The sequence below is a fragment of the Candidatus Krumholzibacteriia bacterium genome (genome assembly GCA_030748535.1).
Lineage (GTDB): Bacteria > Krumholzibacteriota > Krumholzibacteriia > JACNKJ01 > JACNKJ01 > JASMLU01.
In genome coordinates, this window is sequence record JASMLU010000013.1 from 14,024 (window position 1) to 28,936 (window position 14,913).

Genomic DNA, 14,913 nt, shown 5'->3' on the forward strand with positions numbered 1-14,913 from the left:
CGGGGTTTCTTCTCCGGACTTATCGTTATGTCCGGCTCCACTTCCCGGGAAGCAGGGCGTAGAAAGCGACGGCCTTTTCCAGGTGCTCTTCGCTTACGCGGTCCTCGATGCTGTGCGTGTATTCTTCTTCTGCGGGCCCGAAGCCCAGGGTGGGAATCCCCTCAATGCCTGCCGTGTAGACTCCGTTCGTGGAGAAGACCCAGCGACTCAGTTCCGGTTCCCGTCCCAGTGCATCGCGGGCAGCGTCCATTGCGGCGATGACGCCGGGGTGGTCTTCGGCCAGGGTCCAGGTGGGATAGTATTTCTCCATCGAGACTTCCTTGCCCGTCCAGGCCTTCGCCTCGTGAACCAGCACCCGAACCTCGGCATCCACGCCTGCTGCGCGAACGACTTCCTCGATTTCTGCGACCGCAGATTCCTTTGTCTCGCCGATGGTCAACCTGCGATCCAGGAAAATCTCGCAACGGTCGGGGACGGCGTTCAGGCTGGGAGTGTCGTTCTCGATTTTCGAGACCACGACAGTTCCTTTTCCCAGAAACTCATCGTCAGCAAGACGCTCGTTCAGGGCTTCGATACCCAGCACGATACGACTCATGGCGTAGATGGCGTTGTCTCCCCGCTCCGGCGCGCTGGCGTGGCAACTCTTTCCGCGTGTGGTGACGGAAATTTCCATGCGCCCGCGGTGACCGCGATAGACACGCAGGCCCGTGCATTCGCTCATGACCACCAGGTCGGGGCGAAGACCGTCTTCGGTGATAATGGTCTGGAAGGCGATGCCATCACAGTCCTCTTCCATGGCACTTCCGACCACATACAGTGAAATGTCATCCGGCAGGTTGTCCTTCGCCAGCGCTGCGCCATAGACGATGCTCGCAAGTCCGCCCTTGTTGTCGCTGGGCCCTCGACCCCATATCACACCGTCTTCGTGTTTTCCTTCAAAGGGATCATGGGGCCAGGCCTCCGGGTCGCCGACGCCTACGGTGTCGATGTGGGCATCGTAGAGAAGTTTGCGAGGCCCGCTTCCGATGCGTCCGATCACCGAGCCAAAACTGTCGATCCGCACTTCATCGTAGCCGAGTGCCTCCATCTCTTTGGCGATGCGCCGGGCTACGGCTTCCTCCTCGCCGCTCATGGAGGGAATGCGAACGATGTCGCGCAGAAAGTCGATGCAGTTCTGCAAGGAAGCCTGAGCCTTGTCTTTCATGGAAACCTCTCCGGTCTTGCGTGGATCCTTCATTCTAGCAAGTTTCCTTTAGATGTGCGAGCTTCTCCCCTGACATCCGGGACAGGACAAGGAAAGATGTGAGAATGAAAACCACGCGAACGGCAATGGCTCTTTTGCTGACCTTATGCGCTACTGCTCTTGCGGGAGTGATCCTGAATCCCCTGGGCTCTTTGGGCGAAGCCGAGCCCGGCTGGGCCGGATCGCTGGAGGGAAGCATCCGCTCTTCCGGCGGGAACACGGACATCCGTTCTCGACAGGCGGAGGCCGCTCTCCACTGGCAGGGCGAGAAGAACCGATGGAAGTTCCTTGGCTCGCTGTCGCAGACAGAAAGCGGAGGAGTGAGAAGTTCCGAGTTTCAGGTAGCCCACCTTCGCCACAACCTTGAGTTGTCAGACAGGCTCCACAGCCTGCTCTTTACTCAAGTACAGCGGAACCCTTTCCAGCTACTGGAATCCCGATGGCTTCTTGGCGCAGGCGCACGCTGGACTCTTCAGAAGAGCGAGAAGAGCAACGCATTTCTTGGCGCAAGCTCCATGCTGGAGCGGGAGGAAAATGGCAGTCTTGAGCAGGCCGAGCTTTCCCATCGCCTGTCCCTGTTTCTCAAGCTGGGCTTGCAGGCTGGCAAGGGAATGCGCTGGTCCCTGACGGGCTTCTACCAGCCTCTTTGGTCGGATCCCGAAGACGCGAGAGCCACGCTCAGCAGCGCTCTTCGAATCGACTTGGGAAAGTCTCTCTTTCTCCGACTATCTGCCGACATTGACTACGATTCCAGGCCGCCCGAGAATGTGGAAGCACAGGACTGGACCACCAAGAGCAGCCTCGGCTTTCGATTCTAGGCGCGCCTTACTTTGCCAGCAGCAGCTTTCTGCTCTCGCTGTACTTTCCGGATTGCAGGCGAGCCAGATAAAGACCCGAGGGCATGGCCTGTCCCTGTTTGTTTTGACCATCCCAACTGCAATCGTGTCTTCCCACCTCCAGAGCTTCATTGAGAAGCAGGGCCACCTGGCGGCCTGAGGTGTCATAGATCGCAAGGCGCACCGGGCCCGCCTTGTCGATGGAGAAGCTCAGGCTGGTCTTTGGGTTGAAGGGATTCGGGTAGGGCGCGGCAAGCGTCAAGGCAGATGGAGCGCCATCAGGCGCGGCGACCGCTTCTGCTGTAAGCCAGAGCGAGCGTCCTGGTGAGCTGTGATTGCCGCTCATGTCATAGCTGCTGACGGCCACTCGGTAGTTGAGTCCTGTTTCCAGTCCCCCCAGGGTTGCTTCGGTAACATTGCCGACATCGACGAAGTTCTCGTAATCGTAGCCGAGACTGTCCAGGTCAAAGTGTATGCAGTAGCCTCCGAGATCCGACAAGGGCAGGGCTTCCCAGGCAAGATCCACAGAACCCCGGTCACGGTTTCTTTGGATCAGGCTTCGTGGAGGAAAGGGTGGTGCGATGGTGTCCGCCGCAGCCAGCCAGGGCTGGAAGTCCCAGGAGTAGGAGAAGAGGGAATCTCCCTCTCCGAAGGGGTTGTAGCCTGAGTGCCAGGGGCCGGTTGAGTGTCCCCACCAGTTTTCGCTTGCCTGGGGCACGGCCACAGGATCTGCATTGTGCATGGCCCAGCCATTATCGAAGAAGTTGCAATAATGAATGGGCAGCGTAGTGTCTGCGGTAAAGAAGGCATCGCCCAGACTGTCGGCATCGTTATGCGTGAAACTGCAATACTCGAAAGAACCTCCTCCTCCATCAATCCAAATAGCCCCTCCCAGAGTGGCCGTATTCAGGGTCAGCTCGCAGTCCGAGAGGGTGGGGGGGGATGAGGAGCAGTAGATTCCCCCGCCCTCGTTGCTCGCGGAGTTTCCGCTGATGGTGCAGTCCGAGAGGGTGGGGTCGGAAGCCCAGCAGTAGATTCCCCCGCCGTAGTTTGCGGAGTTGTCGGTGATCGTACAGCCCGTGAGGGTGGCGTCGGAGTAGTAGTAGCAGTAGATTCCCCCGCCGTAGTTCGCGGAGTTTCCGGTGATGGTGCAGCCCGTGAGGCTTGGGTCGGAGCCGGAGCAGTAGATTCCCCCGCCGTCGTCAACCTGATCTCTCACCTGAAATCCCCCAGGGTAGCTTCCCCGGCCAGTTCCTCGGGCGCGAGTCAGGTCATTTCCCTCAAAAAGGCAAAACTCAAAACGCAGACCCTGTCCGCAGTCCTGAATCCGGGCTCCCGATCCCGCATTTCCTTTCATCTCGCAGCCATTGATGATTGCCGCCGAGTTCTGAACGGCATAGATCCCTGGCCCAGCAGAGGAGGAATCGAAGCAACAGGAAACAAGTGAAGGAGAAGCTCCATAGAGGATAATTCCCGCGTCGCCCCCATGAAGGAAACTCATTCCCTGAATCATGGTGGTGGAATCAATCGCTACTGCGGAAGCCATGTAGACCACACACTGCCAGTCATCCCCTGAGACCACCGTGTTGTTCATTCCGGCGCCCACGAGATGAATGCCATTGCGATCGGGCCAGAAGAGAATGTCCACGGAATAGTTACCTGGCGCCACGAGAACCGTGTCGCCGCTTTGGGCACCATTGAGTCCCGCCTGAATGGTAAGCGAGTCAGCGGGAACATGGATGACGGTAGCAAGAACAGAAAAGGGAACTGCGAGAATAAGCAGGAATATAGCTCGACGCATTGGTGACCTCCGCAAGATGTGGAACACTCTGCCCGAGTGGGCCCAAGGATAACAGATAGGTTTATTGGCGTCAAGATTCTGGGATTGTGGCCTAAGACGATTTTTCCAATAACGGAAACCACCTTCCTGCGACTATAGAAAGGGGGTGAAATATGCCAGCAAGTGAAAATGACTGGAAGAACTCTCCTCTGCCCGAGCAGAGGGAGCGACTGTCTATTCAGCAGTCATATTCCGAAGAGGAAATGAAGGCGATTCGCCAGGGCCTGATTCCCGAGCAGATGGAGGACAAGTGGTTCATCTACTGGAAAGATGAGCAACTCTTTCTCCACCGCAGTTGGACCGGCCACTGCATTTATGTTGCGAGGTTCCGGGAGGAATCAGGGGGAGCAACGCTGACAGAAGCAGAAATGAACCGGGATCCCGATCAATACAATTCCCAGGAGGACTCCGACGAAAAGGCGACCCTGCTGCGCCTGATCGATGTTCTTCTTCTTCGAAAGCCGGCAAGCCGGAGACCCGAAGGAAAGCCCGAAGAGGTCGTTCTGGACTGGGGCTCCATGGGAAGAGCGATTCTCGGGGAGCATCCGGAGAGGAAGAAGGAAAATGGCTGAGCCCAGGTGGGCGACAACAAGACAATTCCTCGGTGAATCGTGAAAATGTCGCGTCAATTCCACGATGTACCGCGGAATTGACGGACAAGCGCCCCCTTCAGGCTAGTCCACGAGATCCCAGTCGCCCTGGTACTTGTCCAGTTCGTCCTTTGTGTACTCATCCATGGGGTGATCGCGTTCGGGAATGTCCACATGCTTCTCGGCATCACATAGCGGCGTGGAAAAGTAGCGCTGCCCGGTGTCGTTGATCATCGTGACGATGCGCTTCATCTCCGGGTGGGCGGCGTGCAGTTTCAGGGCCGCCGCGATGTTCGAGCCCGTGGAGATACCGCAGAAGATTCCTTCCTCGCGAGCCATGCGCTTGCCCATGGCAAGAGCCTCGTCCGTGCTTGTCGTGATGATGCCGTCCAGATACTCCAGGTGCAGGTTGCGGGGCACGAAGCCGTCCCCGATGCCCTCGATGCCATGCGGTCCCCACTCGCGGCGGGAGAGCAGGGGGCACTCGGACGGCTCAATCGCATAAAACTTCGCGTCACTGCCAAGAGATTTCATGGCTCTGGCAATTCCCGTGATCGTTCCCCCCGTTCCCTGAGTGGCGATGAAGGCGTCCAGTTTGCCCTCGCACTGTTCGAAGATCTCGGGACCCGTAGTCAGGCGATGCGCCTCGATGTTCTCACCGTTCTCAAACTGGGCAGGAACCCAGTACTTGCCCGGATCCGTCGCACGAATTTCTTCCAGCTTTTCAAGAGCAAGGTCCACATCGCTTTCGCCGCCGGGTGTGTAGATCATCTGGCTTCCGTAGGCGATGTCGAGCTTCTTGCGCTCTTCGCTCATGCCTTCGGGCATGACGATAATGCAATCGTAACCCTTGGAGGCCGCGACAAAGGAGCAGGCGATTCCCGCATTGCCCGTAGAACATTCCAGAACCGTCATGCCGGGCTTCAGGTCGCCCGACTTCTCCGCTTCCGTGAACATCTGCCAGTAGATTCGATCCTTCAGGCTTCCCGAGGGGCTGAAGTATTCGAGCTTGCCCAGGATCTCCACATCCAGACCTTCGGTGATCCGGTTCAGGCGAACCAGGGGCGTGCGCCCGATCGTGTCGAAAATGTGTGTGGCGATTCCGCGGTTCTTGTCCCAGGCAATACTCATGACGACTCCTTTTCGATGGGAGGACAAGGTAATCAAAAGCCTGAGTGCGGGGAAGAGGATTCTACTCGACGAAGACCGTGATCTCCTCGCCCCGATGGTCGGGACCGACAAGAGCAATGCGGTGCCGGCCTCTTGTAGGAAGCCAGCTGCAGTTCCAGGGAGAGGAACATTCTGCGATCAGGCGACCGTTGTCATACCAGGCAACGCTGGCAAGCGGTTCTTCCAGTTCCGCACGAAGCCGAAGGCCCTTGCGCGCGAGATTTTCGTCGAGAATGAAATGGTCGCCATCAAAGGGATAGGCAATGGAGGGCAGGCTGCCTGCGCCGCTCGCTTCTTTCAGCGAATAGGGAGAGAGGGGCATCCTGCGGGAGCGTTCCTCTACCCAGCTTGCAAAGCGCGCGGGTAGCCGATGCTGTCCTGCGCTTTCGCGATGGAATTGACAAACATCGTCCGGCTCCTGGCCCACGAGAAACAGTTCCCTCGATCGACGCTCGCAGTGTTCCCCGGGGAGTTTTCCCGAATGGGTGCAGAGAGTGAGTTCTGTAATTCCATTCGGTCTCTTGAACAAGCCGGGCGTGGATCCGCTGTAAAGAGAGCGAAAGATGTCGGCCATGATCGGTCCCGCTCCTTCTGCACCATAAAGCCCCGCGGTCATCTTGCCGTCGAAGTTCCCGACCCAGGCGGCCACGGTGTACTCGGGCGTGTAGCCGACAATCCAGCTGTCCCGAAACCCGTTACTGCTCCCGGTCTTCCAGGCAAGGGAAAAGGGAAGCTCGAGCAGGCCATCAAATCCCAGAGCGCGTGCCGCCGGGTCGGAAAGAATGTCGGTGATCAGGTAGCAGGCTCCCTCTGAAAGCACGCGCAGGGCCCGACCTTCTCCCGCCTTGTATTGAATCTCGCGAAACTCTCCTCCCCGGGCGAGCGTCGCGTAGGCTGCGGCAAGATCCAGAAGCCGGACTTCCATGTTCCCGATCGCAAGACCCAGTCCATAGTGTTCGGAGTTGTCCCGTTCAGGCGCGGCCAGTTGGAGATCTTCCAGAAGAGCAAGGAACTCCTTTACTCCAATGTCCTGAAGCAGGGAAACCGCAGACAAGTTGAAAGAATTGGCAAGAGCATCGCGCATCCGGACAGCCCCCTTGCTCTTTCGATCTGCATTTCCCGGCTGATACTCCGTGCGGTCGGCGCGATAGCTTCGGGATGTGTCGTCCAGCACCTGTGCTGCCGAGATTCCCTTTTCCAGAGCCAGTGCATAGAGAAAGGGCTTCAGCGTGGAGCCGGGGGAGCGGTAGGCGAGGGTCGCGTCATTGAAGCCCAGGTCGATGTCGCCATACTCGCGCGATCCTGCCAGCGCAAGCAGCGTCGAGTTCCGGTTGTCAAGAACGAGAGCCGCGCATTGTCGGGCCTCCCTCTTGGCCAGTCTCTCCCGGTGTGCGAGCAGGGTTCTCTCCAGGTTTCTTTGGATATCCAGATCCAGAGTGCTTTGCAGGCAGGTGGCATCGGGATCGTCTTCCAATACCTGGTTCACAAAATGAGGCGCATGAAAAGGAAATGGATCTCGACGAATCTCAAGCGGGCGGGACTTTTCACTTCGGCATTCTTTTTCTGATAGAAAGCCATCCTCTTGCATGCGACTGAGCACCCAGTTTCTGCGTTCCAGCAATTCCACAGTGTGGCTCCCGCGGGGATTCAAACGCCCGGGAGCCTTGGGCAGGGAGGCAAGAGTCGCGCATTCTGCGTGGCTCAGATCCTGAAGTTCCTTTCCGAAGTACATCTGCGCGGACAGCTTCACGCCCTTCATCTGGTTTCCCATGGGCGCAAGATTCAGATAGTGATGGAGGATCTCCCTCTTGCTCATGCGGAGTTCCAGTTGCAGGGCGCGGAACCCCTCTTCGATCTTTCCGGCAAGCCCGGGCTTTCTTGCCCACTCCTGTCGGACCAGTTGCTGGGTAATGGTCGATGCGCCCGAGTGCACTTTCATCTTGCGAAGGTTGCCCAGTGCGGCTCGCACAATGGCCAAGGGATCCACGCCGGGATGATGATAAAAGCGTTGGTCTTCTGCGGAGAGAAAAGCAAAGCGAAGCCGGTCGGGGATTTCCTCTTCCCCGGCTTTCAGAGATCGCAGTCCCTGTTCATCGGGAACATGACGCAGGACGCGCCCCTGTCGATCCAGAACCACCCGCCCCGCTGCCCTGCTCGCCCGAAACTCATCGGGCGAGCAAAGCGCGAGAAGGGCAAGGCCCGTGACCGTAAGAAGCATTGTCAGGAAGAGCCACTTCTTCACGGCGAGACCACCTCAAGGCGGCCACTTTCGCTATAGGCCCTGCGATTTGGCTCATACATCAGGGAGGCCATTGCCGGGGGATGAGCAAAGTCGCCTTCGCAAATCACGCGTGCGAAATAGCGGAACTCCCAGGAGCCGCTCCAGATCCGGTTGCGAAAGACCTGAACCCGGTCATCGCGAATCTCGAAATAGCTTGGATTCAGATCGCGAATGCCCTGCTGGCCCTGGGTTTCGGATTCAGGGACTTCCTCCGTTGCAAGAGCGGAGTTGATCGCAACCAGCCCCGCAGGCAAGCGGTCCTCAATGGCGAGGTAGGGGTAGTCCTGCCCTCGCTCCAGTTTCAGGCTAAGGGAAATCTCCACGAGATCGCCCACCCGGTATTCAGGCTCGCCGTTCAGGTTTCGGATCTCTCGCTGAAGCGTGATCCCTCCTCCTGCCTCGGCAGTCTGGAGACCCCTGGGATGGGTGACCTCCAACTCGTAGTAGAGAGGTTTCTGCAAGGGATCCCACAAGGAAAACGTGCCGGTCTTCAGGATTTCCTGAAGATCAAGATCCAGCACCCGATGTTCCCCCGGGGAGAACCCGGAAGACAGAGAGCCTGCAAAGTGGGGGACCAGCGCCAGCAAGGCCCAGCCGGTGTCCGCTGTGGAAGTCCATAGACCACGACGGCTCATTCCCTTGAGCAAGTCCTCTGCGAGCGCATCCGGATTTCCATGGCCGACCGCATTAGCGAGCATCAGGGACAGTGCTCGTGGACGCCAGGCTGGACGGAAGTAAGTCCGGCGCTCCTTGCCCACAGGAAGCGAGAGAATCTTCGTCAAAGCGATCTCAGGATAGAGCTTCCTGTGCGCCAAAGCGAGATAACATTGTCCTTCGAGGCTCAGGGTGGGCCGCTCCCGAAGAACTTTCTGCATGTGTTTGTCGGCAAGGAGGGACTTTCCCTCGCGGGCAAGAATCCAAAGCGCCATCGTCCGACTCATCGAGGTTCTGGAATTGAGCAGGTTCTTCCCCAGCCAGGCAAGTGCCCCTTCCATGGCGGCGGCATCCACCTCCATTCCCGATTCCCTTGCCAGGCTCAGCGCACTGAGGGCATAGAGAGTGCCTTCTGCGTGCGTCTTCTTCGCGCCCGGCCAATAGCCGAAGCCACCGTCCTCACATTGCATGGACAAAATTCGCTCCACCCCGGACAGAATCATCGCATCGCTTTCCCCAGCATCCACCCCGGGGAGAAGCCCGGACTTCAAGGCCGAGCGGAATCCCAGCAAACCAAGCAGTCTCGAACTGGTCTGTTCGATGCATCCATAGGGATAGCGAAGCAGGTAAGCCAGGCCGGGTCGCAGGCGAAGGAAGGGCGAAGCCGAAAGAGTCAGTCGGGCATTCCATTCTCCGGGATCCGCGTTTTCCGGCATCTTCAGTTCTGGATCCAGGGACAACTTTCGGGTAAGGGAGTCTCTGAAAACCCCATGAAAGAAATGACGCTCCAGAACCGAAGGGGAGTGAACCGGAATCTCCTCGCGGACCCGGTCGCCCTGCTCTCCACGCCGTGCTGCGAAATCCACCTGCGAAGTTCCCACCTTTGGGGCTTCCGCATCGAAATAGAGAAGAGCACTCTGGCCCTCGCAGTTCTTCTTGGCTGCCGTGTTGGCAAAACGAAGGTCTCCGGTCTCCTCTACGAGAACCTCGATGGGCGAAGTGCCGGGAGCCAGGCTGATGCCGGCCACGGGAAAGTGAATCCGGTCTCCTCGACAAAGGAAGCGCGGAAGGCCCGCTTCCAGGCGGAACTTCTTTTCCACCCGCAACTCTCTTTCAACACTCAAGAGACCATCACTGCGGTCGCAGGCAAGAGCGTAGATGCGGTAGCTCGTAAGGTCATCGGGCAGGGGAATGTCGACGACACAGGCTTCCCCCTTCGCGACCCGCAAGGCCGGGTGATAGGCGGCGACCGGACGAAAATCTTTTCGAAGCGTTGCTTCCGACAGGCTTTTCCCGGCGCCTGTAGCGGAGCCGCCATCGCCACCGGTCATTTCCTTTGCGCCCAGGACTCTCGCAAACGATTGCCTCATCAGCGCGAGATTCTGTTCATAGACTTCCACATTCAGGGGAAGCTGGAAGTCGAGAAGGGAAGCGAGCGAAGGTGTGGCAAAACGGGTCAGGGCAAGGACTCTCTCATCCACGACAGCAAGCAGAACCTCCATGTCCCTGTCGGCAAGGAGTTTCAGTTGAAGGTTTTCGCCGGGCTTTGCGCGCAAGGGTCCATGGCCTTGTCCGATAGTCAGTGTCGGAGTTTCGTGACGAGCCTGAACCCGCACCATGCACTCGCCGAAAGACAGGCGCGGTGATTCCTCGTCGATGCTTCCCGAGTAAAGCGGAAACTGTCCACGGCCATGAACAGCCGAGGCGCGAAGATAGAAATTGGGGGCGTGTTCTTCCCGGATGGGAATGGCGACTTCATTTCCTTCGAGAACATGAACTTCACGCAGTTCTTCCCCTTCGACACTGAGAAGAATGGATTGCAGCTTTTCTTCGCCCCGGATTTTCAGGTGAAGAGTGTCGCCGGTCTGATATTGATTCCGGTCGGTGAGAAGGTGGAGTTTCTGATAGGCCTTTTCCGGATCCTGAGCGTCGGGGCGACGGTAACCTTCTACCTCAAAGAGAGCGGATGCCTGGATCTCCCGGCCATCCTGAGTGCGACAGGAGACCCGGATCAGGGTATCTCCTCCGTCCCGGAACTCCTGTTCCCAGTTCGCTCGACCATTTTCAAGAGGCAGGGTTCGAAAGCCGGATTCCTCCCAGTAACGATCCCAGGACCAGTAGACTTCTCCGCTTCTGTTTCGCTTGCGAAGGTAGTTCCAGTTCTGGCGGAGAACACGAACCTCGATTTCCCCGGAATCCAGAGGCTGCCCATCGGCATCCAGAGCCATCACTTCCAGGACGGAACGGTCACCGGCGACCCGTGTTCTTGCGCCCTTGCGGATTCCCAGAAGAAGCTGTGCCGGTTCCTGATAGACAGAGGAATTGCGGCTCACCCTTCCGTCAAAGTCCACAACGCTGGCGCTGATCTCAAGGCCATGCTGCGAGTTGAGTATTTCCCGCGAGAGCGGGACATGAAACTGAAAGCGTCCGCGCGCATCGAGAACTGACTCGCCCGATTCCAGCAAGTCCCTCTCCCCGGCCAGTTCATTACGAAACTCGAAGTCCGGATGCCCGGCGACACTTTGTTGACCATCGGTGGCCATTACCTTCCATCGCACTTTCGCATTCTTGACCGGCCCGCCGGCCAGGTAGTCGCTTTCGATCGTGCAAAGGAGAGCCTCTTCGAGATGCCTGCGATTGACATAGCCTGTTGATTCCCTTTGATCCCGGTCGAAGAGAATGCGCACCCGATGTCGCGGTGGACGAAACTCCTCTACCTGGAAATTGCAACTTGCAAGTTGCCGCTTTCCTTGATGGAGCTCGACCTGATAGAGACCCATTCGGGAATGTGCGGGCAAGGCAAAGGAATCGTGGACGGTCCCAAAGTCAGAGACCCTGAGGGACTTTGTACTTACGATGCGCTGGCGAGAGTCGCGAATCCTGACAAGGCAAGAGTCGCTTTCTGGCGGAAGGATTTCACCCGCCTTCCACTGGCGGAGGAAACCCTTGAAGTAGACCATTTCTCCGGGCTGGTAGATTCCACGCTCGCAGACCAGACGCCCGCGCTTGTCCTTGAAACTTCCTCCTTTTCCAAGGTCACTTCGGATGCGGCTTGTCTTGTCGAGTTCGAGCAGGCAGGCGTCACTTTTACCGAGAGCCAGGAGGGACTTCAGCTTCTCGGGTTCGAGAGCCTGACTTTCCCGACGGTTTCTTTCGCGATCCCAGCACAGGAGACTCCTGCCGCGAGACAGAAGCAGGGCTCCCTTATGATCGGTCTTTCCGAGTAAATGAATCCGGGTGCTGTCGGTGGTGGCAAAGAGGGAGACGCCCTCTACCGGCATTCCTGTGGATAGGGAATTGACCCAAACCAGAAGATCCTGATCGCTTCGCCGCACACTGAGACTCAGGTCGCTTACGCTGAGAAGGGTCAGGCGGGATCGGACTGTGCCCTCTTCCGCATCGCTGGCGCGAAGCAGGAGTAGCCCCCCATTTTCCGCATTCTCGCGAAAGGAAAGAGGGAGGGTCAGTCGATGGCGGACATTTCTTTGCTGCTCGCCCGAGAAGACCCCGCCACTGGCACTCAATTCCATCGCTTCGATCAGGAAGGACTCCGGAAGAAGCATCCTTCCGGCTTCCTCTTGCAAGATCGCCCGGATTTGCTCCATCGGAAGTTGTTCCAGCGAGTCCCGATGCAAGTTGACAAAGGGTGCAAGCAGGGCCGGAAGGCTCAGGGTACGAAGTTGAACGGTCTCCACATTGAGAGCATTCAGGTGAAGAAGCTGCCGACTGTCTCTTTCCAGGAGCAAGTCCTGATTGTCAAACTCCAGCTTGCCGGTCATGTCGGGAACCCGGAAAGTGAAATGGCCCTTGTCCTGAAGCGGAACCTGATTCTGGTCGCGCAGATTCCGAAAACCAAGAGAGTAGTCCTGCCCGTGCCGAAAGTCTCCTTCGACCAGGATGCTGTTCCCTGTGACCTCGCTATTCCATCGATAGATCGAGGTGCGCGGGGAAAGCCGAAGGGAGGAAAGAGTCCGGTTCTTGTCGACGGGATTGCTGAAAGTGATTTTCAGTCGAGACTCCACCTCCTGCCATTCCAGGTTTGTCAGCAAGAAGTCTGGGGAGCTTCCAAAGGAATACTCGAAAGCCTCCTGGAGCTGATGTCTTTTGCGGGTGGACTTCAGACCCTTGTCAATTCTGATCTTGACCCTGGCGTAGTAATCAAGAGGTTCCTTCGGCCCAAGAAGGAACCTCTTGCCCCGGTGGGGTGTCTTGTCCAGGGATTCAATTCTGTGGCGAATCTCAATCCCGTTTGCGAACACCTTGAGCTTTCGATCCAGACTTCCCAGGTAGACCTCATGGGCAAACTCCAGATGGACTTGCCATTCCGTGCCCTGGATTTTCGTAGCATCTTCCTTCACGGAAAGGTCCAGTTGGGTCCGCCCCGGGAGTTTGAAAGCACTGGCAGGAAAGGAAGAGAGAAGGAGTATCAGGGCCATCGCAATGGAGCGCATAGATTTCCCATGCCGCCGGGGCGGGCTTGATTGAATTATGGCGAGAGACGCGAAAGCCGGATCTTGAATGCGCGGGGCGAAAAAAAGTTTCCGCGGGCTTCGGTATTCCGTTTGTCCCCATGAATTGGGGGTGTTCTGGGCTGGCAACGCCTGATGATTCCCGTTCAATTCGATCTTGTGAGTGTGGGGGCGTGTGTGCACGGGGTTCAAAGATCTGTATTGAACATGGTGAAAGAAAAAGGTATGCTGTGGACAGTTGGCGGTCGGCCTGTTTGGCTAGCGATCCCGAGAGGCCCTTTTTGTCGCCCACTACTATGGTAGTGTCGCCATGTAGCTTGTGATAGTGGTTTCGTGAGTTCATGCGCTGCGAGGAGCCTTGTGATTGCCCCTGCCTGGAAGCTATCAGGTTACACGGGCAGTGTATGCAGATACATGGGGCAGTCGAAATCGAGTTAAGTGCACAGGCAATATTTTTTCCATACAGAATTGGAGTCTGCAATGAATTGGGAAGATAAGGTAAAAAGCTCAAATTGGTGGATGGAGGCAAGCGACATGTTAGATCGCCATTTTGACCCATCTGAAGGGGTCACTTTGGCCGATCACTTGGAGAGTGTTTATAGAAATCTGGATTTTTTGGGTCCAACCTATTCGGGTCATGAGTATTTTTCGCAACTAAACACTGCTCTGGAGGCCTTGGGCCAAAACCCTGTGCAGCTATCAACATTATTGGGACCGGTCGCATTACTCCACGATATTGGCAAAGTCCGTGAAGACAAGTCATCTGAGAGCCCCCACCCTCTCACTGGAAAACCAGTGAAGCTTAGGCATCCAGTGGTTGGCTTGATTGCAGGTCTAGAGGTTCTCCCTGCGGATCATGCTGACCGAGATATGGTTTTAGCTCTAATTGAAGAGCATGACACGCCTTTTTCTTGGTATATGAATTTTCAAAAATCAGGGCAAACACCCAAGCCAAAGTCATGGGCAAAGCTGGACCGAAAGATAAACCCTTCGGCCGACGGGACTGGGATTGTCGCACTAGCGGTTTTCAAGCTTGCAGACATAGATGGACATGAAGACGTAAACGACGTGGTTTGGTTCTTCGATCGGGCGAATAGCAACATTCTTGTGGAAAAGGGAAAATGGTTACCAGTCCCGGATGAGGTTGCGATAAAAAGTCTTGAGGTTCAAGGCACTTAACAATCGCTTGCACCCGACAGCCGCACCGGTCACGCCCTTTGCTTGCGCAAAGGCCGTGCCCTAGCCGCTACGCGGCTTGCGTCTGCAGGTGAAGCAAAACGTTAGCCAGATGTCGTTTGTCACGAAAGGTGCAGAGCAAGAGTTCGGAGGTCGGAGCATGACATACTTGGTAGTCGCCTTCCTCGTTGGCGTTCTGATCGCACTTCATGAAGTCGGACATTTGTTGGCGGCCAAGCTGAGCAGGATCCCCATCGCGAGGCTTTCTGTTGGATTTGGACCAAGACTCTTTAGTTTTAAGCGGGGACGAACGGAATATTGGATCTCGGCAATTCCTTTGGGCGGATACGTTTTGCCAGGGCTAGATAAAGACGAGTTCCGACAACTCTCTGCATCCAAGCAAATTGCGTTCGCATTAGGTGGGCCGATCGCCAATCTTGCTGCTGCGTTTGCTGGCTTGTTCGCATTGGGCCTCGTCCAGTTCCAGTTGGCAGTCACAGAGGCGTTGCGGTTCGCCGCGACCAATTTGTGGGCTGACCTTGAGCAGATGGCGCATGCGGTAGCGACCCTGTTCACACGCGCTGACGAGATCAGCGGAATCGTTGGCATCGTTGCCGTCGGGGGCGCTCAGCATGGTTCCACTTTGGCTGGTTT

At 57.0% G+C, this 14,913-nt stretch carries 9 protein-coding genes; 4 read left to right on the forward strand and 5 right to left on the reverse strand.

What is annotated here, in order from left to right; genetic code table 11:
• Positions 1–25 precede the first annotated feature (25 nt).
• Complete coding sequence (locus tag QGH30_08705) at positions 26–1,237, reverse strand: YgeY family selenium metabolism-linked hydrolase (GenBank protein MDP7022418.1); 1,212 nt, start codon at positions 1,235–1,237, stop codon at positions 26–28.
• A 71-nt stretch (positions 1,238–1,308) separates the two neighbouring features.
• Here QGH30_08705 and QGH30_08710 point away from each other — a divergent pair, with 71 nt between their 5' ends.
• Positions 1,309–2,061 carry a DUF481 domain-containing protein gene (locus tag QGH30_08710; GenBank protein ID MDP7022419.1) on the forward strand — a complete coding sequence of 251 codons (753 nt, stop codon included), beginning with the start codon at positions 1,309–1,311 and terminating at the stop codon, positions 2,059–2,061.
• Between the two features lie 7 nt (positions 2,062–2,068).
• Here the strand turns inward: QGH30_08710 and QGH30_08715 are convergent, their stop codons facing one another.
• A complete protein-coding gene (locus QGH30_08715) occupies positions 2,069–3,880 on the reverse strand; it encodes a right-handed parallel beta-helix repeat-containing protein (GenBank protein MDP7022420.1) in 1,812 nt (603 codons plus the stop codon).
• 152 nt (positions 3,881–4,032) lie between these two features.
• On the opposite strand from QGH30_08715, the gene QGH30_08720 reads away from it, so the two are divergent.
• Positions 4,033–4,491, forward strand: coding sequence for a hypothetical protein (locus QGH30_08720; protein ID MDP7022421.1), 459 nt, complete (start codon positions 4,033–4,035; stop codon positions 4,489–4,491).
• A 102-nt stretch (positions 4,492–4,593) separates the two neighbouring features.
• Here the strand turns inward: QGH30_08720 and QGH30_08725 are convergent, their stop codons facing one another.
• From QGH30_08725 to QGH30_08735, 3 genes are all read right to left on the reverse strand, one after another.
• Positions 4,594–5,640: a pyridoxal-phosphate dependent enzyme gene (locus tag QGH30_08725; GenBank protein MDP7022422.1), complete on the reverse strand. Its 1,047-nt coding sequence runs from the start codon at positions 5,638–5,640 to the stop codon at positions 4,594–4,596.
• Positions 5,641–5,701: 61 nt separating this feature from the next.
• Positions 5,702–7,921 carry a penicillin-binding protein 1C gene (gene pbpC, locus QGH30_08730; protein MDP7022423.1) on the reverse strand — a complete coding sequence of 740 codons (2,220 nt, stop codon included), beginning with the start codon at positions 7,919–7,921 and terminating at the stop codon, positions 5,702–5,704.
• Positions 7,918–13,065, reverse strand: coding sequence for an MG2 domain-containing protein (locus tag QGH30_08735; protein MDP7022424.1), 5,148 nt, complete (start codon positions 13,063–13,065; stop codon positions 7,918–7,920). Before QGH30_08735 ends, pbpC begins: the two co-directional genes overlap by 4 nt.
• A 498-nt stretch (positions 13,066–13,563) precedes the next feature.
• Here QGH30_08735 and QGH30_08740 point away from each other — a divergent pair, with 498 nt between their 5' ends.
• Positions 13,564–14,262, forward strand: a complete 699-nt coding sequence (locus tag QGH30_08740; GenBank protein MDP7022425.1) for a hypothetical protein — start codon at positions 13,564–13,566, stop codon at positions 14,260–14,262.
• 76 nt (positions 14,263–14,338) lie between these two features.
• Positions 14,339–14,913: site-2 protease family protein (locus tag QGH30_08745; GenBank protein ID MDP7022426.1), on the forward strand; the 575-nt coding region annotated here is incomplete at its 3' end.